This is a genomic window from Arachnia sp. (assembly GCF_057238465.1).
The window spans coordinates 25,033-45,515 of sequence record NZ_DBHHFZ010000021.1 but is presented as its reverse complement, the minus strand read 5'-3'; the positions used below and the strand labels follow the sequence as shown (position 1 = coordinate 45,515).

At 66.9% G+C, this 20,483-nt stretch carries 14 protein-coding genes, 2 tRNA genes and 1 pseudogene; 4 read left to right on the top strand and 13 right to left on the bottom strand.

The annotated features are described in order from the left end of the window. Nucleotides 1-228 precede the first annotated feature (228 nt). The gene (locus ACO6D6_RS15230) at nt 229-903 is read left to right on the top strand and encodes a hypothetical protein (protein ID WP_484786085.1); all 675 of its coding nucleotides are present in this window, start codon (nt 229-231) and stop codon (nt 901-903) included. Nucleotides 904-2,081: 1,178 nt separating this feature from the next. Here the strand turns inward: ACO6D6_RS15230 and ACO6D6_RS15225 are convergent. Next, on the bottom strand, nt 2,082-3,152 hold the full coding sequence (locus ACO6D6_RS15225) for a glycosyltransferase family 1 protein (protein ID WP_484786084.1): 1,071 nt from the start codon (nt 3,150-3,152) through the stop codon (nt 2,082-2,084). 21 nt (nt 3,153-3,173) lie between these two features. Next, nucleotides 3,174-5,618: a sodium-translocating pyrophosphatase gene (locus ACO6D6_RS15220; RefSeq protein ID WP_484786083.1), complete on the bottom strand. Its 2,445-nt coding sequence runs from the start codon at nt 5,616-5,618 to the stop codon at nt 3,174-3,176. Nucleotides 5,619-5,853: 235 nt separating this feature from the next. On the opposite strand from ACO6D6_RS15220, the gene ACO6D6_RS15215 reads away from it, so the two are divergent. Further along, complete coding sequence (locus ACO6D6_RS15215; RefSeq protein ID WP_484786082.1) at nt 5,854-6,570, top strand: TetR/AcrR family transcriptional regulator; 717 nt, start codon at nt 5,854-5,856, stop codon at nt 6,568-6,570. 65 nt (nt 6,571-6,635) lie between these two features. Here the strand turns inward: ACO6D6_RS15215 and ACO6D6_RS15210 are convergent, their stop codons facing one another. From ACO6D6_RS15210 to ACO6D6_RS15200, 3 genes are all read right to left on the bottom strand, one after another. Further along, nucleotides 6,636-7,034, bottom strand: coding sequence for a haloacid dehalogenase-like hydrolase (locus ACO6D6_RS15210; protein ID WP_484786086.1), 399 nt, complete (start codon nt 7,032-7,034; stop codon nt 6,636-6,638). A 182-nt stretch (nt 7,035-7,216) separates the two neighbouring features. Then, the gene (locus ACO6D6_RS15205) at nt 7,217-7,813 is read right to left on the bottom strand and encodes a TetR/AcrR family transcriptional regulator (RefSeq protein ID WP_484786081.1); all 597 of its coding nucleotides are present in this window, start codon (nt 7,811-7,813) and stop codon (nt 7,217-7,219) included. A 114-nt stretch (nt 7,814-7,927) separates the two neighbouring features. Beyond that, the gene (locus ACO6D6_RS15200) at nt 7,928-9,103 is read right to left on the bottom strand and encodes an aminotransferase class I/II-fold pyridoxal phosphate-dependent enzyme (protein ID WP_484786080.1); all 1,176 of its coding nucleotides are present in this window, start codon (nt 9,101-9,103) and stop codon (nt 7,928-7,930) included. 162 nt (nt 9,104-9,265) lie between these two features. On the opposite strand from ACO6D6_RS15200, the gene ACO6D6_RS15195 reads away from it, so the two are divergent. Further along, nucleotides 9,266-9,359 (top strand) — tRNA-Ile (locus ACO6D6_RS15195). Nucleotides 9,360-9,472: 113 nt separating this feature from the next. Here the strand turns inward: ACO6D6_RS15195 and ACO6D6_RS15190 are convergent. Both ACO6D6_RS15190 and ACO6D6_RS15185 read right to left on the bottom strand, forming a co-directional pair. Next, nucleotides 9,473-10,294, bottom strand: a complete 822-nt coding sequence (locus tag ACO6D6_RS15190; protein ID WP_484786079.1) for a BUD32 family EKC/KEOPS complex subunit — start codon at nt 10,292-10,294, stop codon at nt 9,473-9,475. An 81-nt stretch (nt 10,295-10,375) separates the two neighbouring features. Then, complete coding sequence (locus ACO6D6_RS15185) at nt 10,376-10,951, bottom strand: hypothetical protein (RefSeq protein WP_484786078.1); 576 nt, start codon at nt 10,949-10,951, stop codon at nt 10,376-10,378. A gap of 134 nt (nt 10,952-11,085) precedes the next feature. Between ACO6D6_RS15185 and ACO6D6_RS15180 the strand changes: the two genes are divergently transcribed. Beyond that, nucleotides 11,086-11,170 (top strand) — tRNA-Leu (locus ACO6D6_RS15180). A 1,054-nt stretch (nt 11,171-12,224) separates the two neighbouring features. On the opposite strand, the pseudogene ACO6D6_RS15175 reads toward ACO6D6_RS15180, so the two are convergent. The 6 genes and pseudogenes from ACO6D6_RS15175 to ACO6D6_RS15150 form a co-directional block, all read right to left on the bottom strand. Beyond that, a pseudogene (locus ACO6D6_RS15175) lies at nt 12,225-13,277 on the bottom strand (recombinase family protein); the annotation flags it as partial. Between the two features lie 425 nt (nt 13,278-13,702). Continuing rightward, a complete protein-coding gene (locus ACO6D6_RS15170) occupies nt 13,703-14,263 on the bottom strand; it encodes a hypothetical protein (protein WP_484786077.1) in 561 nt (186 codons plus the stop codon). Between the two features lie 366 nt (nt 14,264-14,629). After that, nucleotides 14,630-15,547: a replication-relaxation family protein gene (locus ACO6D6_RS15165; RefSeq protein ID WP_484786076.1), complete on the bottom strand. Its 918-nt coding sequence runs from the start codon at nt 15,545-15,547 to the stop codon at nt 14,630-14,632. A 631-nt stretch (nt 15,548-16,178) separates the two neighbouring features. Beyond that, nucleotides 16,179-18,395 (bottom strand): type IV secretory system conjugative DNA transfer family protein, encoded by a 2,217-nt coding sequence (locus ACO6D6_RS15160; protein WP_484786075.1) that lies wholly within the window; start codon nt 18,393-18,395, stop codon nt 16,179-16,181. A gap of 366 nt (nt 18,396-18,761) precedes the next feature. Then, nucleotides 18,762-18,956, bottom strand: coding sequence for a hypothetical protein (locus ACO6D6_RS15155; RefSeq protein WP_484786074.1), 195 nt, complete (start codon nt 18,954-18,956; stop codon nt 18,762-18,764). A 12-nt stretch (nt 18,957-18,968) separates the two neighbouring features. Beyond that, the gene (locus tag ACO6D6_RS15150) at nt 18,969-19,592 is read right to left on the bottom strand and encodes an MT-A70 family methyltransferase (protein ID WP_484786073.1); all 624 of its coding nucleotides are present in this window, start codon (nt 19,590-19,592) and stop codon (nt 18,969-18,971) included. Nucleotides 19,593-20,483 lie beyond the last annotated feature (891 nt).

The following is a 20,483-nucleotide window of genomic DNA, read 5'->3' as shown; positions in this document are numbered from 1 at the left end:
CGCGTCTTCACTCGGCGCTCGGGTACCGGACACCCAACGAGGCCGAACACGATTTGGTAAGCAGTAACAAAGCCGCCTGACCAACACAATCAACCACAGTCCGAGACACGCCCGGCAGTCCATCCGATTGCTGTTGTGACGATGGTGCAGGTGATGGTGCCACCGACCGCCATGGGGAATGACAGTGACTCGGTTTTCTCTTCTGAAGGGAGCGGGAATTCTGTAGGAGTGACGCATACGCGTACGGAGGTGGTGGATCCGGTTCCGGAGGCGGGGGGTGGGTCTTATGGGGGTGGTTCTGGTGGTGGGGAGGGGGTGGTGGAGCAGGAGCGGGAGGATCCGTGTGCTGGTGTTCCTGAGGCGAGACGTGGGAGCTGTGCGGTCGCGTGGCGCGGTCTGGGGAGGCCGGGCGGGTCCGCCGGGCCGTGGGGGCGTGCGGGGGTGCCGGTGGTGGTCACCTCGGCCGACGTCTCCAGGGTCATGGCCTCCGGGTCGGGCGTCGTGCGCCAGCCTCCCGGGGCCCGGGCCCTGGTGTCCAGGATCGTCATCGTCTACACCTCGTCGGCCTCCCAGGAGCTGGTCACCCGGGTGGGGGACCAGGAGGTGAGCGTCGTCGCCACGCCGGTGTCCTACACCTGGCAGTGGGGCGACGGGACCACGACCACCACCACCGACCCGGGGGCCGCCTACCCCGACCACACCGTCTACCACAGGTACTCCCGCACGGCCCGCGGCGTGACCATCACGCTGACCACGACGTGGACCGCGACCTACTCCGTGGCCGGCGGACCCCCGCAGCCCGTCTCCGGCACCCTGACCACCACCGACACCGCAGACCCCTTCGACCTCGTGCGCAGCATCTCCTACCTCACCGACGACGCCGAGGAGGCCCAGGACCACTAGACCCCGCTACGGGAGTGCCGGGGGCGGTCGGCGTGGCGCGGACAGGGTCTTGCGGGTTGGCGCGGATTGTGGGCTCATCTTGTGACACCGGCGGAGGTCTCTGGCCGGGAGTAGACATCGCGACCCGCCATGGCCTCGTGCAGGTGGGGCTGCCGAGGCTGCTGGCGAGGCGTTCCGGCGGGGGCGGGGCTGGTGAGCGCCCGTTGCGGGCCCTGATCAACGGGACGCCTCGAGCGGGCCCCGGCCGGCAAGACCGCCGCGCCACCACCCTGCACCCCCGACAACCGGGTCAGGAACCGCCAGGGCAAGGGGATCCCGCGGCAGAAGACCGCCGGCCTTCAGATGCTCTCGCCCACCGCGGCCCCGAGCGCTGTGGAACGCGGCTTCAGCCGTCTCGGGCACCATCGCGGTCTTGCCGCACGCGGTGTCCTGCTCGCCGTCCGGTACCGGGTCGCCGCACGCCGCCGCACGCAGCGCCGGCACCGGCCACTAGCTCAGACGACTTCCGCAGCAGGGTCTGGGGCGGTTCTGGCGCGTGGCGGTGCGACCGGTTGGCGGCCGTAAGCTCATGGTCGGGGCCGACAGGAAGGCCGCTCAGGCGGGGTTGCACATGGGAAAGGAGGGCCTTCGTGGGGCGAATACGGTATTTCGTTGGGATTCCGCGGATCTTAGCGGAGCGTCAAGACCGGATGCCGCGCTCCCATGTGCGCACAGGGGGGTCTGCGCACATGGGAGCGCGGCAGCCCATCCTGACGGAAACTCAAAAACCGCGGAATCACGCGGAAGACTCGCGTTCGTCCCGGCGAGCCCCTCCTCTCCCATGTGCAACCCTCTCCTCCGGCCAGGCCGACGCACGCACTGCCGGCGCCGACCCCGACGACTTCCACAACAGGACCTAGTACGACCGCGCCAGGCCGACGGGGCCCACTCGACTCGTTACCGGCCCTGCGGGCTCGTGCGACCAGCGCCGCCCGGCTCGCGTCGAAACGCAGACCCCGGGCTCCACCTATGGGGCGGGTGCGGAGGCGGGCCGCACGCGGCAGAGCGGCCGCCCGCCCCTTAAACCGACCTCGACGCGGAATACGACCGATCTCGGTGCGGAAGTGAACCGATCTCGGCGAGAAGGGGGCGGCCCCGGGACCAGCAGCCTCGAGACCAGCGGCCCCGGGACCAGGGGATCAGCCGCCGAACCACTCGCTGACACGCGCCACGATCGCCTTGTCGAAGGCGTCATCGGAGTGGTGACGGGCGATCCAGGCCGAGAATGAACCACCCGCGGCCTCGTCCATCTGCCTGCGGCAGGCCTCCGGCTCCCTCAGCGCCCGGGTGAGCATCGTCGCCGCCTCCCCGAGGTCGCGGTAGATGAAGGGGTAGGACGGCGGAACGAGGGCGCGCGCCCAGTCTCGGTCGGGCAGGATGCCGATCACGCCCGCGCCCAGCGCCTCCACGTAGAGCAGGCCGTAGGACACCTTGTCCGCGGTGGCCAGGAAGGCGGTCGTTCGCGCCAGTGCCTCCCAGTAGGACTGCCTGGTGGCGGTCAGCGGCCCCATCCACACCCAGTCCCGCTGGGAGATGCTCATTGCGGCCTCCGAGACGAGGCTGTCCTCCTGCAGCCGCATCTCGACCTTGAGCGGAACCGCCCTACGCACCTGCTCGATGACCCGGAAGAACTGCTCTGGGTGCTTCCCTCGGGTGAGGTAGATCGACGGGTACAGAACGATCGGCACATCCGAGTAGGCGCGCGGCTGGATGTGGTCGAGTCGGAATCCGAGGTTCACCCACGCGAGCGTGGACTTCTCGTAGAGGTGCTGCGCCGTCCACTTCGCCACGAGCTCGCGCACCTCGTTGGCGGTGCGCTGGGAGTCCGCGAACGTCGGGAACAGGGCGCACGACAGCGCGAGTGTCGCCATGTGGACCTTCGGGGCGTTCGACGGCACGGGGCGCCAGACGAAGTTCATGATCCGGGGCTCCGCCACCGTTCCCGGTGCCGTGCCGGGCGCGTGGGAGAGCACCTGCCAGATATGGGGGGAGTCCGCTGCGTCCATGTTGATGACCACGAGATCCGTCGGATCTAGTCCCTCCAGGGGAACGACGTCGAAGTCCTCGCTCTGCCGGGGGACGGGGGCGATGACGGTCGACTCCGGGAAGATCCTCAGCAGCCGCCGCACCAGGGTGTCGCCGGCCTCGTGGCCCGCGACACGGCCGGCGGACGAGATGTCGATGTCGTCGTACTTAATGGCGATTCTCATGACCGTACCTCCACGGGTTCTTCAGTCCTTCACAAGGATCTCATCAAGGTCGTCGTCATTGCTCGTGCGGGCGGGGATTCTCATGCTGTAGAAGGATCGATGGATGAAGAAGAGGGACACGAGGAAGAAGGCCGCCGCCAGGACGTGCACCAGGGTCCCCAGTCCCTGTGCGGTCAGGCTGACGGCGAGCTCGACGGCGAGCAGGCCGAAGAGGGTCGTGAACTTGATGATGGGGTTCAGCGCGACCGACGAGGTGTCCTTGAAGGGGTCGCCGACGGTGTCGCCGACGATCGAGGCGTCGTGCAGAGCGGTGCCCTTCATGTGCAGGTCGACCTCGACAACCTTCTTCGCGTTGTCCCACGCGCCCCCGGCGTTCGCCATGTAGATCGCCTGGTACAGGCCGAACACCGCGATCGACACCAGGTAGCCGATGAAGAAGAAGGGCTCGACGAAGGCCAGGGACAGCGTCGCGAAGAAGACCGCGAGGAAGATCGTGAGCATCCCCTGCTGGGCGTACTGGGTGCAGATGTCGACGACCCGCTTGGAGTCCTCCACGGAGGCGCGCTCGGCCCCCTTGTCCAGGTGGATCGACTCCTTGATGAAGGCGACGGCCCGGTTAGCGCCCGTGGTCACCGCCTGGATGGAGGCTCCGGAGAACCAGAAGACCACGGCCCCGCCGGTGATCAGGCCCAGGAGGAAGGGCGCGTGCATGAGGGAGAGGTTCTCGATGCCCCTGGTCAGGTGGTCGGTCAGTCCGATGATGATCGAGAAGATCATGGTGGTGGCGCCCACGACGGCGGTTCCGATGAGGACGGGCTTCGCCGTCGCCTTGAAGGTGTTGCCGGCGCCGTCGTTGTCCTCCAGGAGGAACTTGGCCCTCTCCCAGCGGGGGGCGAGGTCGAAGTCGCGCCGCAGTTCGGCGTCGATGCCGTCGAGCTCCTCGATGCGCGAGAGCTCGTAGACGCTCTGGGCGTTGTCGGTGACCGGACCGTAGGAGTCGACGGCGATGGTCACCGGCCCCATGCCCAGGAACCCGAAGGCGACCAGGCCGAAGGCGAAGACGGCCGGCGCCACCATGATCTCCTCCAGCTCTGAGCCGGACAGGAGGAAGGCGCCTCCCATGAGCCCGACCACGGTGATGCCGAGCCAGAAGGCGGAGAAGTTGCCCGCCACGACGCCGGAGAGGATATTGAGGCTGGCGCCGCCCTGACGCGAGGACTTGACGGTCTCGCGGACGTGCTGGGACCCGGTGGAGGTGAAGACCTTGACCAGCTCGGGGATGAGCGCCCCGGCCAGGGTCCCGCAGGTGATGATCGTGGCCAGGCGCAGCCACAGCCCGGTGCCCTGCCCGGCCAGGACCAGCCAGGTGGCCAGGTAGGTCAGTGCGATGCACAGGGCGCTGGTGAGCCACACCAGGGTGGTCAGCGGGGTCTCGAAGTTCATCCTCTCGGCGTCCCCGAAGCGCGCTCGGCACCACGCCGCGTTGATCCCGTAGGCGGCCCAGGCCGCCAGGATCATGGCCGCGCGCACCGTGAAGATCCACACCAGCAGCAGCGCCTGGAGCCGGGCGTCCGAGACGGCCAGCAGGACGAAGGTGACCAGGGCGACGCCGGTGACGCCGTAGGTCTCGAAGCCGTCGGCGCTGGGGCCCACAGAGTCGCCGGCGTTGTCTCCGGTGCAGTCGGCGATGACGCCGGGGTTGCGGGGGTCGTCCTCGTCGATCTTGAAGACGATCTTCATCAGGTCGGCGCCGATGTCGGCGATCTTGGTGAAGATGCCGCCCGCGATGCGCAGGGCCGAGGCCCCCAGGGACTCGCCGATGGCGAAGCCGATGAAGCAGGCGCCAGCCACGTCCGGGGGCAGGAACAGGAGGATCACGAGCATCATGAGCAGCTCGAGGCTGATGAGCACCATGCCGATGCTCATGCCCGACCGCAGCGGGATCCTGTGCACCTCGTGCGGCTTGCCGCGCAGGGAGGCGAAGGCGGTCCGCGCGTTCGCGAAGGTGTTGACCCGGATCCCGAACCACGCCACGCAGTAGGAGCCGCCCATCCCGAGTAGGGAGAAGAGCACGACGATACCGACCTTGGCCCACCCGAAGCCGACCAGCGCCTTGTAGTAGACGACGATGACGGCGGTGATGAACGCCCACAGGATTATGAGGAAGCGCCCCTGCCGCACCAGATAGGCCTGACAGGTGGAGTAGATGATCTCGGCGATCTCCCGCATCGAGGAGTGCACGGGGGCCCTGCTTAGGCGCAGGAAGGTGACCGTGCCGAAGCCGAGGCCGAGCAGACAGATGCCGATGCCCACCAGGAGCAGGGCCCGTCCGCTCAGGCCCGGGGTCACGAGGATGCCGGACAGGTCGGGGAGTACGAGGTTGGCCTCCCCTCCGCCGACGTCGGCACCGTCCTCAGTACTGAGGAGGCTCGCTGTCAGAGGAGAGAGACAGCACGAAAGGAACATGAATCATCGCCTGTTCGTCCGCTGTGTTGGGATTGCCGCTGGGCGGTGCGAGTCTAACGACTGCGGGGAGGGCCGGCCAAGGCGGCGGGGCCGGCCGCAGTCTCGGGTGCACGAGTTGAGAGCGCAGGTCGCGGCCAGGAGGCAGACGGCGATGATGGTCGGAGCGGTGCGGCTGAGACCGCTGAAAGGTCTTGCCCCGTCAGGGGCTGAACGACAGTGGTCTATCCTGGGGCGCATGAGTACCAGGTCCCCGACCTCCAGACGTGCGGGCCTGAATCGGGGGGCAGTTCTCGACCAGGCGGTGCGCCTGTCCCGGGAGCACGGGGTGGAGGGCTGGTCGATGCGCGACATCGCGCGCTCGCTGGACGTGGTGCCCTCCGTGATCTACCACTACTTCCCGCAGAAGGACGACCTGTGCGACGCCGTCGTGGAGGAGGTCTGCTCGTCGGTCGAGCTCCCCGGCGCCGACCTGGACTGGAAGGAGTGGTTCACCGAGCTGCTCACGGCCTACCGTCCGGTGTTCCTGCGCTACCCCGGCGTCACCGACCGGCTGGCCATGGGTAGAATCACCGAGTCCTTCCTGCCCGTCATCGACATGGCGATGGCCAAGCTGGCCGACGCCGGCTTCGGCACTCTGGCGCCGTTGGCCTACGCAATGATCTTCAACGTGACGGTCTCCACAATCGGCATGCGCGACATGCGGATGCACCGCACCAGGGGCGGTGGACGTGCCTACGACATGTCCGCCATGGTCAGACGGCTCGGCGCGATGACAGCGAGGTCCGAGGGGCTCGATGTCATGGTCAGGAACTTCTTCGTACCGCTGACCGACGAGGAGCAGAAGAACCGCATCAGCGAGGAGTACTTCGAGCTCATTATCGCCTCGCTGCTCGACGGCGTCGAGCACGTCCTGCTGCCCCGTGCCGCGGCCCGGCCCGACGGCGGCTCCTGAGCGCCTCCGGAGGCGCGGCAGGGCGGGGGAGCGGCGGTCCCTCCGCAATGAGGTCGCGGGGCGACTCACATGACGGGAACCGCGAGCGAGACGGCTGCTCGCGCGTACCGCCGTCGCGTCCTCGGGGAGGCGCCGATGAGGACGACTCGCGCAGCCGCGCGAGCGGTCGGCAGATCGGCCAGGGAGTCCGTCACGAACTCCGCCGCCTCAATGGGCACGCCCTGCTCGCGGAGCGCCTCCGCCTTGCGCGTCCCGACCCGGTGGTCGGCGAACTCCATTCCGGACGGGGTCTCGATCAGGATGGAGGCGGAGAGCAGGTCGTAGGGGATGCCGACGGCGGTGAGCAGGGCCTCTGCAAGACGCCGCTCCGTGGCGGTGGCAATGACGATTCGCGCGCCCTCGGCATGCTGCCGACGTATCCGCTGCACGGCTTCATCGCGCACCCAGGAGGGACTGGCGCCGATTCGGCGTCCGCCGGACCTACGTCCTGGCGGACTCCACCAAGTTCGGCGTGGTGGGCAGCTTCGAGGTCGGCACGTGGCACGACCTGACCGGGCTCATCGCGGACAGGGTCCCGCCGGACGGCATTGCGGCCGCTGCCCGACGGGCCGGGAGCGAGTTGGTCGTGGCGTCGCCGCGCGAGTGATCACGGCTCTTGGTCGCCGAGGTCCAGGATCGCCCCGGCGGCGGCGCGCACGACGTCGTCGAGCCAGTCGGGGACAGGGGTTCCCTCGGCCAGGTGGGGGCGGACCAGTCCGTAGGGCACCGCCTGGCAGGCGGCCGTGACCAGCTCCATGCGGCGCGGCGTGACCCGCCCGTAGCGCCTGGCCACCAGCGCGCGGGTGACGGAGAGGTAGTCGTCGTTGATGTGGAGGGCCTCCTGGCGGACCGCCTCCGGCCCGGTCCGTGCCAGCGCGGGCTGGCGCCACAGGGTCATGGCGAGCGCCTCCTCGCGGTTGTCCCGGCTGTAGCTCACGACGTAGACGGCGCTGGCCACCAGGGCGAGGCCGGCGTCCTCCTGCGCGGCGAGCTTGAGCAGGCCGGCATGGAAGCGCCTGATGGAGCGCAGCCACAGGCGTGCGAAGAGCTCGTCGCGGGAGCTGAAGCGGTGGTAGATGGAGCCCGTCGTCACCCCGGTGGCCTGGGAGATGTCGGCGACGGAGGCCTGTCGGCCGTGGAGCGCGACGGCGTGCAGAGCGCCGTCGAGAATATCGTCTGCCGTGTACTTCGAGGGTCTTGCCACACGGCGACCGTATGCCCGGCGCGGCCGCATGTGGAATAGATGATCTCTTCTAGAAAGCGGACCCGGCCGGCCGAGATCTTTCGCGGCACCCTGCGCCTACGACCGTCCCGGACCTCAGCCCAGTGCGCCCACGAAGCCTCCGAGCCGCCTGATGCCCTCGGCGAGCTCCTCGCGCGATGCGGCGTAGGACAGGCGCACGTGCGTGTCGGCCATGGCGGGACCGAAGTCGACCCCCGGGGTCAGGGCGACGTGCGCCTCCTCCAGGGCCCGCGAGCAGAAGGTCATCGAGTCCAGCCCTGTGCCCGAGACGTCGAAGTACACGTAGAAGGCGCCGTCGGGCTCCGCCGGCACCGGCAGCCCGATCTCCTTCAGGCCGTCCAGGACGATCCGGCGTCGTGCCTTCAGCTCGACCCGGCGCGCCTCGCAGGAGGCGAGTGCCTCCGGCGTGAAGCAGGCCAGCGCCGCCATCTGAGTGGGCGTGGAGGCGCACAGGAAGAAGTTGACGGCCAGATTGTCGGCAGCGTCCAGCAGCTCCTCGGGCAGCACCAGCCAGCCCAGGCGCCAGCCGGTCATGCCGAAGTACTTCGAGAAGCTGGAGACGATAATGGCCTCCGGGTCGGTCTCCAGCGCCGTGCGGGCCGCGCCGCCCTCGACGTCGGGGTCGGCCAGCGACAGGTAGATCTCGTCGACGATCCGCCACGCGTCGCGGGCCCGCGCCTGCTCGCAGATGCGGGCGAGCTCGTCGAAGGGGATGGTCGTGCCCGTCGGATTCGACGGCGTGGCGAGCATGACGGCACTCGTGGCCTGAGTCCAGGCCACCGTCATCGCCTCGACGTCGAGCTGGTAGCGGCTGGACGCGCTCGTGGGGGCCAGGACCACCCGGCCTCCGAAGGCCTCGACGAGCTCGCGGTTGCAGGGGTAGCACGGGTCGGCCATGACGACGTCGTCGCCGGGCTCAGTGGTCAGGGCCGTGGCCAGCAGCAGGCCCGCCGAGGCCCCGGCCGTGATGAGGATCCTGCGGGGATCCACGCTCACCCCGTGCCGCGAGGCGTACAGTTCGGAGAGGGCCTCGCGCAGCGCCGGCAGTCCCGCGGCGGGCGTGTAGGGCAGCGGGCGTCCGTCCATGGTGGCGCGCATGGCCTCGTGAACCCCGGGCGGGGCGCCGAAGTCCGGCTCGCCCAGGCTCAGCTTGGCCACATGGCGGCCCGCGGCCTCGATCTGGCGTGCGCGTGCGCCGATGGACATCGCGTGGAAGGGCTGGGCGTTGCGGGCGCGCTGAGCGAGCTTCATGAACACTCCTGTGCGGACGGGGACGCCCCGCGGCGGGGCTCTCACCCACAGCGTAGGACGACGACGGCCTTGTGTCCGCCACATCGGGGGAGATGCTGAGGCTCCTGGTGCGGTAGGGTTCGGGCGTCGGAGCGAGCGGGGCCCACCGTCCGGTTCCGGCGGGCCCCCATAGCTCAGCGGTTAGAGCAGCGAGCTTATACCTCGTGCGTGCCTGATAAGCACATGGTCCTGGGTTCGAATCCCAGTGGGGGTACCACGGTGCCGTCGCGCGGCCCGGCGTCATGAGACGGTTGTGGTCGCGGCGCGGTCTTGTACGGTCCGCAGCCGAAGTTGTGTGCGGCGGGCAGGCGCTTGCACTCGCCTCGCCATTTAGATCCGGAGCCGCCCATGGCCTGCTGCTCCCTGCAGACGCCCGTCGCGAAAGCGGTGCGCGTCGACGCAGGACTCGAGAATATTGCCATCAAGCACTGCCGGGTCGCCACCGGCCTCCAGGTAGGGCTCGATAATCCTGTCGAGGAGCTCGCCCTCGAATATCTCGGTGCTGCTGTGGGCGAGAAATCCCTTGGATATCAGCGACCTGACATATGTCAGGAGGTCCTCGGCGCAGCGCGTGAGGTAGTCGTGCTCATCCTGGTCACCACGGCAGTCCCTCTTGAAGGTGCTGCCTTCGAGGTCGTAGGTGACATAGCCGTCGTCCGGGGCGTCGAGGGCGGTGCCGATGTTCTTCAGCTGTAGATCGCCGTGTGTCAGGTGCCGATGCATCCGCGCGATATGACGGCTCGTGCTCTCCAGCGTCAGTGCGATGCGCCCGAGGTAGGCGTTTTCGACGACATACCCGTTCCAGTCCCCGGAGCCTCCCCAGTCGGTGGTGGTCAAAGGATCCAGGCCGGGCATCGTGGTCGTCACCAGAAAGGCGCCGTCGACGCCGGGCGCGTCTATCATCTCATCGAACGCCGGTATCAGCGCTGTTAACCCATACCCCCGGGCTCGTTGCAGCGCCTCGAGCTCTCGCTGTCCCTTCTCCGGGGCGCGGTGAATCTTGACCGCCACGGATATGTTCCTCATGGCGTCGCTCAGGAAGAAGACGCCATGGGCGCTGTCGCCGATGGCGAGCTGGTCGACGGGGTCCTCGGTCAGCCGGCACCTGAGCCTGAGCGACAGCTCGCGAGCGGCCAGCCGGCGCTCCCTCATGGTTGCCCTGCCCGTTGCCGGAGATGACAGGAACGTGGAAGATCTCAAGGCGGCGCCTCCTGCCGCAGGGTGCCGGTGGTTTCATCGAGCGCCCCTTATGAGCGCATCTATCTTCTGTCTGTAGGTCGTCGCCGTTGTAATGGTCTGCCGCTCGCCCTCAAGGGCCTGCTCAACAATGATGGCGGCAGGACGCGCCCCTTGATTGCCGTGATTGGCATCGACGTGAGGCCGAGCCTTCATGGCCATCGGTACGACCTCCGCTCTACGATTGGTCCTGTCGATGACGACTCCGGTCAGGGACGGGATCTCAATTGCGTAACCGGTTTCGCGCTGTGCCCGATCGGCGTAGTCGATCAACAGGGAGAGCAGTATCTTGAGGTGGCCCTGGTTGTCGACCGCGGTCGCGCTGAGAACACCGCGAAATGATTGCAGCCACGTATTCCGAGGGTATACCACCATGCGTTGCCCGTCCTCGGCCCGGCGTGACGCGGCGGTCAGGCCTGCCGACTTGAGAGCATCGAAGAAGTCTTCATCCAGACGGCCGTCCGACGTCAGAACAACACGCTCGCCGGCATCGCTCAGCTTCTCCCTGTATCCGGTCGTCCCCATCAGTCGATGCTGTGGCGGGACCTCGCGCATGGCGTTGATGTCGAACATGATGGCGACCATCATAGACGGGGCGTCGCGTCGCCCGCGGGCGCGCGGACACTGCGTGAGCCTCCGACGTCGTCCTTCAAGCCGGCGACCGGAGTGCTAGGTTGCGGTGGCGGGAGAGCCTCAGGGCGCGCCCGGCCTCCGTGGTGGAACTGGTAGACACCGCGACCTTAAAAGTCGCTGCCTGTGGGCGTGCGGGTTCGAGTCCCGCCGGGGGCACCACAACCCCCCTACTCAAACCCTCGTCATGCAGCGCATGGTTGGGGTCTGTGTCGGGGGTCTGCAAGCACCTGCCCTTCAGGGCAGGTGCTTTGCGTTGTGGAGACTGGCCATTGCCGCTGCTAGGTCCGTGGGGCCTGTGTTCCGGATCAGGTCCCTGGTCGGCGAGACACGTCTCTCGGTCGGTGCCTAGCGCCTGCTGGCTGGCGTCCCACATGTTGTGGTCGGTGGCAGATGTCTCTTGGTCTGCCTCATCCCATGTCTCTCGTCCTGGATCTGGCGCTCGCATGCCGGTGATCTTCGTCTCGTGGTCTGCACCTGGCTCCTGCTGGCCGATGCCCGGTGCGTCTTGGTCTGTGCCCGGTGATGGCCGGTCGCTCATGGACGCGCCTTGGTCAGTGGGTGTCTGTTGGGCGGCGGCGCGCAGGGCAGGGCTAGCTAGCTGGTCGAACAGCGGGTTGAGCAGTCCGAGGGCGCTGGTGGTGTTGGCTGCGTCTTTGGTGAGGGGCAGCTTGGTCATGATGGCCGCGGGTGCAGTGTCGTGGGCCGGGTCTGGGTCGTCTGCTGCGTCTGGTGCCGTCGGTGGCTGCGTGGCTGTGGGGTTGAGCCTGTCTGGCGGGAAGATGACGTTGCCGCGGTGGTCTGTTTTGGGGTTGATCAGTATGCGGCTGAAGAAGACTTGGTTGAGTAGCTTCTTGAGGTGGTCGGGGGCGGCGGTGTACATGCGGTGGCAGTCTTCGAGTAGGTCGAGGGCTTGGTCGAGGTGGGCTCTGACCAGGGTGGCGTCTGCTTGGTATTCCTTGAGGCTGCGCTCGATGTCGGTGAGTTGGCGGGCCAGGCGGTCTTGTTCTTCTTTGAGCAATTCCAGGGGGATGGCTCCGGCGTAGTGGGCGTGGAGTAGGCTGCGGCGCTGGTCTTCCAGTTTGGTTCGTCGCATGCGCAGGGCGCGGATGTCTTTTTGGGAGCTGGCTTGGATGTGGTCTAGTTCTTCGTCCAGGTAGGCCTGGATCATGTGGCGGTCCTGGGGGCTGAGGACGAGGGAGCGGTAGAGCTCGGCTACGCGCTGTTCGACTTGGTCGATCAGGACGGCGCTAAAGTCGCAGGTGTGGAGGCGGTGGCGCCGGGTGCATACCAGATAGGGGTAGATGAGGCCGGCGCGACTTTTGGCGTTCTGGACCATCAGGCGTGATCCGCAGTGTCCGCAGACGGCGGTGCTTTTGAGGTAGTGGTTGTGCAGGCGCTGGCGCTCGCCGTTGCGGTGGGTGGTCAGGATGGTCTGTACCGTCTGCCAGGTCTCTGCATCCACCAGTGCCTCGTGGTTTCCGGGGTACTCCACGCCCTGGAAGGTGACCACGCCGCGGTAGTAGGGGTGGCGCAGCAGGTTCTGCAGGCGGTTGGCGCTCAGAGGCCTGGCGGCTTTGCTGGGGGTAGCCGGGACATCCAGGCCCAGGCCGCTGAGGTGCTCAGCGAGCTGGCGGACGGTCCACCTGCCGGTGGCGTACTCGCTGAAGGCCAGGCGCATCAGGGGTGCTCGCTCGGGGTCGAGCTCAACGGTGCGGACCTCGCGGCCCTGCTCATCCCGTGTTCGGACGTTGCGGTAGCCCAGGGGCGCTTTGCTGATGGTGCCGCCGTTCTTGACCTTCTGGCTCATGCCCTTGATAGCCTCATTGGCCAGGTTGCGGGAGTAGAACTCGGCGATCGAGCTCATGATGCCGTGCAGCAGCATGCCGCCGGGGGTCTGGTCGATGTTCTCGGATGTGGAGATCAGGCGCACACCGGCCTGGTCGAAGGCCTTGTTGATCTCGACGTCGTCGGCGCGGTTTCTTGCTAGGCGGTCCGGTTTGTGGACGATGCAGAAGTCGATCTCGGGCGTCTCGCGCAGATAGCGGAGCATCTTCTGCAGCTCGGGCCGGTTGGCGGAGCGAGCCGACTCGCCGCGGTCCACGAACTCCTTGACGATCAGTGCTCCGAGGGAAGCGGCCTTGCGCTTGTTGGCCTCGCGCTGGGCGGGGATGGAGAAACCCTCCTCGGCCCCACCGCGCTCGGCCTGGCCGCGAGTGGACACGCGGATGTAGGACACCGCCCGCTTGGGCTCCAGGGAGGCTGCCATGACGGTCAGCGGGTCGGCTGGTAGGCCGCTGCTTGATTGGTATGGCTGCTGGTTCATGGCGTCCTCCTCCATATGACCCACGCGGCATGGGCCCGGCCCCGAGGCACCTGGATTTCGGCGCTTGGTTCTCGGGCTGTGGTTTCGCCGCGGCTGGCGGCGGGCTCGCTCTGGGCCGCGCCGAGCTTGCTCCGGTGTCGATGCGACCCGGGTGCTTGGGTGGGTGTTTTAGCTGGTAGAAGCAGGTTTGCCTGCTCCTACGTCCATTAACGCTCTCTTCACCAGAACAGTCAAGGGCATTATTCGTTGGAATGGCGGGGAAAGGTGAGGGTAGTGGTGGGAGCGGGAGTTGGTGGGAAGGATCCGGCGCCGATGCTCTACCGGGCAGTCGGTGACCCTTGTAGCGGGCAGGGATGCCAACTAGCTGCTCAGGCCACTGGCTGGTATGGTATGTCGATGGCTACGGCTGCCTTTTCGATCCACTGCTCGTGACGACGCAGCCGGTTGGTCGCCATGGCCGCCTCGGTGTCCTGTGTGTCTTGACTATTCGCCAAGTGATCGATGTGGCTGACCATTTGATCGAACCGCTGATCCATCCGCTTCTCGAATTGATCGAACCGCTCATCATGCTGGTCCAAGCGATACGCAATGGTGGCAAACCGCTCATCGATCCGTGTGAACTCCTTGGCGATCGCCACAAAGCCGTTGTCCACCTCGGCGCGGAGGGACGTCAACTGCTGATCTGTTTTATCTAACCGTTTGTCCACCTTCACCAGATGATCCTCGACACCATCCAATCGGTCTTCTACCTTGTCGAGTCGCCCTTCAACAGCGTCAAAGCGCTGATCGACCTCATTAAATCTTTTGTTCATCTCGTCGAACCGTTGGCCGACTTCCTCTTTGAAATCCGTCAGCCGTGATTCGTTCTTGTCAAACCGCTCATTAACCTGCGCAAATCCATCGCGCATCATTGCTGCTATATCGTCCAACTTTATATTTTTCGTCACGCCTCTATTTAACCATGCTGCCACGATCAAAACAAGGCCGAGCTACTTTCTTCATGCTGCTCCATCGCTTCGACTGCCACACCAAAGATAGAGCCTGCTTCTGCGTGCAGGTCAGGAAAAATGCATGCAGTGGACGTTTGGATTTCATATCCGCATTATTGACGAACACTGTCAGCTGTTTGTTGGGCGGCTGAACATAGCGCCGCGTCTATTTTTGAGATTCAGGAAGTTGGTTCCGCAGCTCGGACACCTGTTTGGCTAGAGAGTCGGATGCGCTTTTAGTTGAGGAATTGTGTAGGATCCCGCGAACGTGGGTATCCTCGAGCCACCTCCAAAACACTTCTACGCTTACCCTGCGCCCTGCTGTATAAGCCCAGCCAGCTCTTCCACGGTGACGACGCGGAACAGGGCGGTGTTCAGTCCGGGGTCGGCGGCGATGGCCTGGCGCAGCTGGTGGGCCCGCCCGGCGTCGTCCATGGCCCAGACGACTTGCGGGTAGTAGCCACCCGTGGCGGCTTGCTCGATGCCGCTGTCCAGGTGGTCTTGGTAGTCGTGGCAGGTGGCCAGCAGTCGGGCCGGATGCTCGCTGCCCAGGTCGATTTCCAGCAGCCAATGGTCCTCATCGCCCTGCGCCGTGGTAGTGACGGCTTCCAGGTCGGGCTTGAGCCAGCGCCGCGCGCCGGAGACCAGTGTCCAGGAACGCCAGCAGGCCGGCTCGGTGCGTACCCAGCTCAGCCAGCCGCCAATGGCCCGCATGGCTTCATGGATCAGCACCCGCGTCTCGGTGATGGCCAGGGTGTGCAGTACGAACAGGGGTGAGGGTTGGTTGATTCGTCGTGGTCTGGCCGCCGGGTTGCTCAGCCGCCAGCCTGCCGGGCGCAGGTACCAGACCATGCCTGCCGAGCCGCGCCGCACCCCACCGATGCGCCGTGGCAAGCGCTCCACCAGACCACACAGGCGCAGCCGGTTGAGATGCCGATTGGCCTGCCGCAGCCGAGCGGCTGCCGAGGCATGGGCCTGGTTGTCCAGCCGGGCCAGTTGCCGGGTGGTGGCCAGCCGATGGGCTGCCAGCAGCTCCAGCAGCTGCCAATCCCGCCCGGCCAACTGCTGCGCCACCTCCGCCAGCTGACGGCGGGTCAGGCGACGGGGCGGGGCGGGAGACGCGGTGGCAACTGCGGCCGCGTCGGGTGAGCTGAATGAAGCAGTTGGAGCATCCCTGCCAGCGGGGCCGGGCCGTGACTGTGCGGTGGGTACTGCCGCTGCCATAACAGGGCAGCAGTCGCCGCGGCAGGCGGGCACTTTTCCGCTATCTGCCGCCGATTGCGCTGAACGTTCAACAACGCGACTGGTCCAGCGATTGGTCTGGCGAGTGGTCTCGCCACCGTCTTGATGACTGGACTGGCCGCTGACCCCATGGGCACTGGTGGCGCCGGGCAGAGCACTGTGGTGGTCGGGGGCTCTGTCGGCAGTGTTGAGACTGACCTCGGGCTGGCTGTTGTTGGGGTGATGTGGCTGCGACATGATCTCCTCCTTGTTGGTAATGAACGGATTGGTGGGAGCGGTGGAGCGGCTGAACTATTGGCGGGAGTGCTTAGGTGGCCTTTCTCCTTCCACCCTCACCCCACAGCCCTGCCCTCCGTTCCCTCGCGCTGTTCTTGCAGAACAGTCCTCCCGCCGAGAACACGGGGCCACACATCGGGCAAGGGTTATAGGGCTCGGGTGGAACCACATGACCGGAGGTTCCGATAGATGCAGCGCGGCGGCCGAATAAGAGTGGCCGCCCCGCTCAGCGCTACCCAATTTCTTTGACCACACGCTTGACCTGGTTACGTGTCAGTGTGACAGGCAATGGGGAGGAGACGACCCGGGCGGGGACTGGCGGGAGACCTAATCGCGCTCATGGCCTCGCTCTCTTCCTCGGTCGCCGGCCGATGATGGTTTCCGCTGCTGTTTTCGGCTCTTGCGAGACTGATTGGCTTTTCGCGTCGTTTGCTAATTTCTCTGTCACTGGCTGGCTCGCAGACGGTGCTAGTCCCAGTCGCTGCATCAGGGCTGTTTCGACGTGGTGGGCGTCTTGGCCGTATCGGGCGGCGCTGAGGGCTTTGAGGTGGGCGGCATCGGTGGTTTCTGGGGGTGGTGCCAGGGTGCGGGCCAGGGCCCAGGGCTGGGGCTGGCCGCCGTGGAGGGTGCGGGCGTAGACGGTGAAGCGCGGCAATAGTTGGAAGTCCTGGGCCTCAAGTTCGACGGCTTGTTTGGCTATGTCAGCGGCATCGGTTGCGCCCAGGCCGAAGATGATCTTGTTGCGCACGTTGGCGTCGATTCCGGCTCGCAGGGCAGGGGGTAGCTGGGCGCGGTACTGGTGGGCGATGTGGAAGGCCACGCCCAGGGAGCGGGCTTGGGCCAGGGCGTCGGCTAGGTCGCCGGGCAGGGCCAGGAAGTCTTGGACTTCGTCGATGTAGACGCTGACCACGTGGCGGTGGGCGGCGGGCAGACTGGCGCGGGCCAGGATGAGCGGCCAGATTTGTCCGACCACCAGCGAGCCGAGCAGGCGGGCCGATTCCGGGCCCAGAGTGCCGCGGTTGAGGGCTACCAGGATGATGCGCCGTCGGGTGAACAGCTCAGCCAGGTCAAAGCGGGGCTGGGACTGGCCCAGGACGGCCCGCAGATGAGGGCGGATCAGGAAGGCCTGCAGCTTGTTGAGCACCGGCGCGATCCAGGCCAGGCGCTGAGCGTCGGACAGCTGGTCGTATTTGGCCCAGAACTGGTCGGTGCCTAGCGGGTCCGGCGCGGCTGCCACGATGCGGGCGCGCAGGGTCGGACTGGTCAGGAGAAGTGGCAGGTCCACCAGGGTTGATCCTGGGGTGCGGGCCAGGGTCAACAGGCCGCTGGTCAGGATCTCCTCGGTGCGCGGGCCCCAGGCGTCGGCGTAGAGCTGTTTGAAGGTCGATAGCACCACATCGGCGGCCAGCTCGGGGTTGCGCCCCGGTGCACGGGCCAGCGGGTTGATTCCCACCGGGGTGGGGCTGGTCGGGTCGATCACCACCACATCCCGGCGGCGGCTCTGCGGCAGGCGGGCCAGCAGGTCATGCACCAGGTCGGTTTTGGGGTCGATCAATAGCAGGCCGCGTCCGGCGTGGATGTCGGCCAGGGCCAGGTGCAGCAGGGCGGTGGATTTACCGGCGCCGGTGGGGCCGAGCAGGAGGGTGTGGTGCAGGGCGTCGGCGATGGAGATGCCCAATTTGCCGGGCTGGGACGAATCGGCCGAGGCGGCGAACACCCGGGTAGTGTCACGCTGCTCGGGCAGAGGCAGGAGGCGGGGGTGCTCACCGGGCACTGCGGGCAGCTCACCGTCGCCAATGGGCCAACCGAGCAGGCAGGCCAGCTCATGGGCCGTCAGGGTCAGGGGATACTGCCAGGGGCGGCGGGCCGTATCCAGCCGGATGGAGGCCTCCTGGCGGGCCCGCAAGCGCAGCCCGGCGCCTTCGGCCATGCGCAGCGCTCCCAGCAGGCTCGTCAGCAGCGCCCGACACCGAGCCGGACTAGTGGACCGCGCTCCCAGGCGGATAAGCAGCCCGGCTTGGTGTTGCCCCTCGCGCTGGCGGATAGCGGCACTCAGCTCCGGCACCTGGGCGGGATGGGCCAGGCCCAGCAACTCCCGCCAGCCATGACGCGGCAACAGGCCATTGGACAGGGACGGCTGGTAGCGCGGGCCCAGCATCACCTGGATAACCAGCTCCTCGTCCATCCCGGTGGTGGCCAGGGCGGCCAGCACCGCCCGGGTGATGGCCTCCAGGCGCTGGCTGTTTAAGGGCAGATTGGGCCGGGACAGGCTCAGGCGCAGCGTTATATCCACATCGTGGCGATATATCGCGGCCCGACTAACCCGACTGCCCGGGATGAGCGACTCGACCAGCTGGCTTATCGCCACAGGGTGGCAACTGGCCGCTAGCAGGTGAGCCCGTCCACCACTGGCCCGGGTCTCCAGCACCACCCGCCCCAGATGCCTATCGGCCAGCACCCGGTCCAACAAGGTCACCGCCGCCTGCGCCGACAGCGGCCGAGCCACCTGCACCTGCCGCCACTCTGGCGGCACCGCACCACCATGGCGAGTCATGGGGCCGCCTCCGCCTCATCGGCCGGACCATCCGGTGCCGCGACCTCAAGCTCGGCCGTGTGCGCAAGCTGCTCGGCCTGCGGCCGGACCAGCGCCAGCAGCACTCGGGCCAACTCCTGATGATCCAACCCTCGCCGCTGCCCAACCACCCAGACCTGCCGCGAGGAAGCCGAGCGCCCACTGTGCCGTGGTTTCGGCGGCGTGGAACGGGTGGTGGGCTCTTGGTTACCATCCGCAGCCCTCGTACCTCGGTCTGCTCCCGCCAGACCCGCCACACCTTCGATCACACCATCCGCCCCACGCCTGTGCTTCGTCTGCGCGAGGGATGGTCTATGGTCACCGATCTGCCGGTTCATGTCAGCCTCCTCACCACTGGCCTCGGCTGCGCCACCAGGACAGGCCCAGGTAAACGCCCAGGCCGACCAGCAGGCTGCCGACCAGCCAGGGCCAGGACCGCCGCAGCACCTGGCTCAGCCAATCCAGCCCCAACGCCATGGCCATCAAGCCTGCGCCGACGCGCAGTAGCCAGCCCGACGGTCCCGAAAACTGCCTGCGCTGCATGAGTGCCCCCTGTCATCTCGAGTCCTCCGCTGATTCGGCCCGCCTGCTGTAGCGCGGTACGGGGTAGCCGGGGATGCGGATGTCGGCCTCGACCTCATCGCCCCAGACCCGCCAGGCCCGCCGTGAGGGCGGACGACGCCGGGCGAACAGCTCCAGATAGGGCCCCGGGCTGACCCGCTCGATGATGGCGAACTGCTCCTCGGGCTTGTGCGAATGCTCCTGCAACGGTGCGAACATCCAGGTCGGCTGTGCCTTGTACGCCACCGGCGCCCGACCCCGGGTGGCGAACAGCAAGTGCTCGGTGGCATTGCGCAGGTAGTTGCCCAGCAGGAGACGCGGCTTGATCCAAGTCAGTGGCGAGCGCGGCGTGAAGCCCCAGGCCTCAGCCACGTCATAGCCATCGCGCAGCGTGGCATTGGTGACCCACAGCCACAGATGCGCGTTCTCGGCGGCCAAGTCGGCCACCGGCAGGGCCGTGATGCGCTCCAGGCTCATCAGGCGGTAGTGTCGTGCCGCCCCCAGCCGCCCCTGTTGCTGGGCCTGCCATGGCGGGTCGGCCAGGATGGTGCGAAACCGCGGACCCTGATAGCCCGACCGCTCCCGGCCCAGTTGATTGCGCTGCGTGCTGGTAGACATAGACGTGCTCCTTTTCGATGCTAATTCCGATTTAGTGGCGAACTGCTCCAGTGGCATTGCCTCATCGTCATCCGGCACCATGGCTAGTTTCCGGCCAGGTACTCTGATAACTTTTTAGCCACTGTTGCACCGCCGTCGCCACGATCGGTTGTCCCACAAACCCTCTTGACATGCAAGCCAATCCATGGCCCAACCCCGAGCGACTGGACATCCCGAACCTTTCATGCTCACGCTGACACCAGAGGAAAAATAGTGCATCCATACGGCCGCGCCGTGAATCTGGCGTCACGAAACCGTTTGCTGTTTTATTAACAACGGATGAGCAAGATAGTGTGAATGACAAGGCCGGGAAGTGGGGAATCGGATACGCCGCAAAAGCCTCATGACCGCGGCGCCTCTCGACCATCTCGACCATGCGTCCGCCCCGCCTCCTCGGCCATGGCCAGCGCGGCGTAGAAGGCCGCCAGGTCCTGAGCCTGCTTGACCCGCATCGCCTGGTCCCAGGCCTGGCGATGCTGGTGACGGAGGGTGTGGATGCGGTGACCGAACAGTGCCGTCGTATGGGTGCTCGGAGAGAAGACCGGCGAGGCACCGTGGCTGTTTGTGGGTCTGCCTGGCTGGGCAGCTGCGGCGCTGGATGTGTGCTGCCGGTTTGCCGCTGAGGTCCTAGGCTGCCGCCGGCTCGTAGTCTGAGCGCCAGTACTGCCAGAGCCGGGCCGAGGAGGGGCAGACCTGCTGGCACTGCTGAAGCTGCATCCGCCTGCCAGGCCACTGGGTCTGCTTCTGCTGTCGTCATCATGGCCGGGCCGAGCAGCGCCAAGGCCACTGCCATCAGCCCCACACCGTCTTGAGGCGCCACGGCGATGGCACTCAGACGCCGCTCCACCGGTG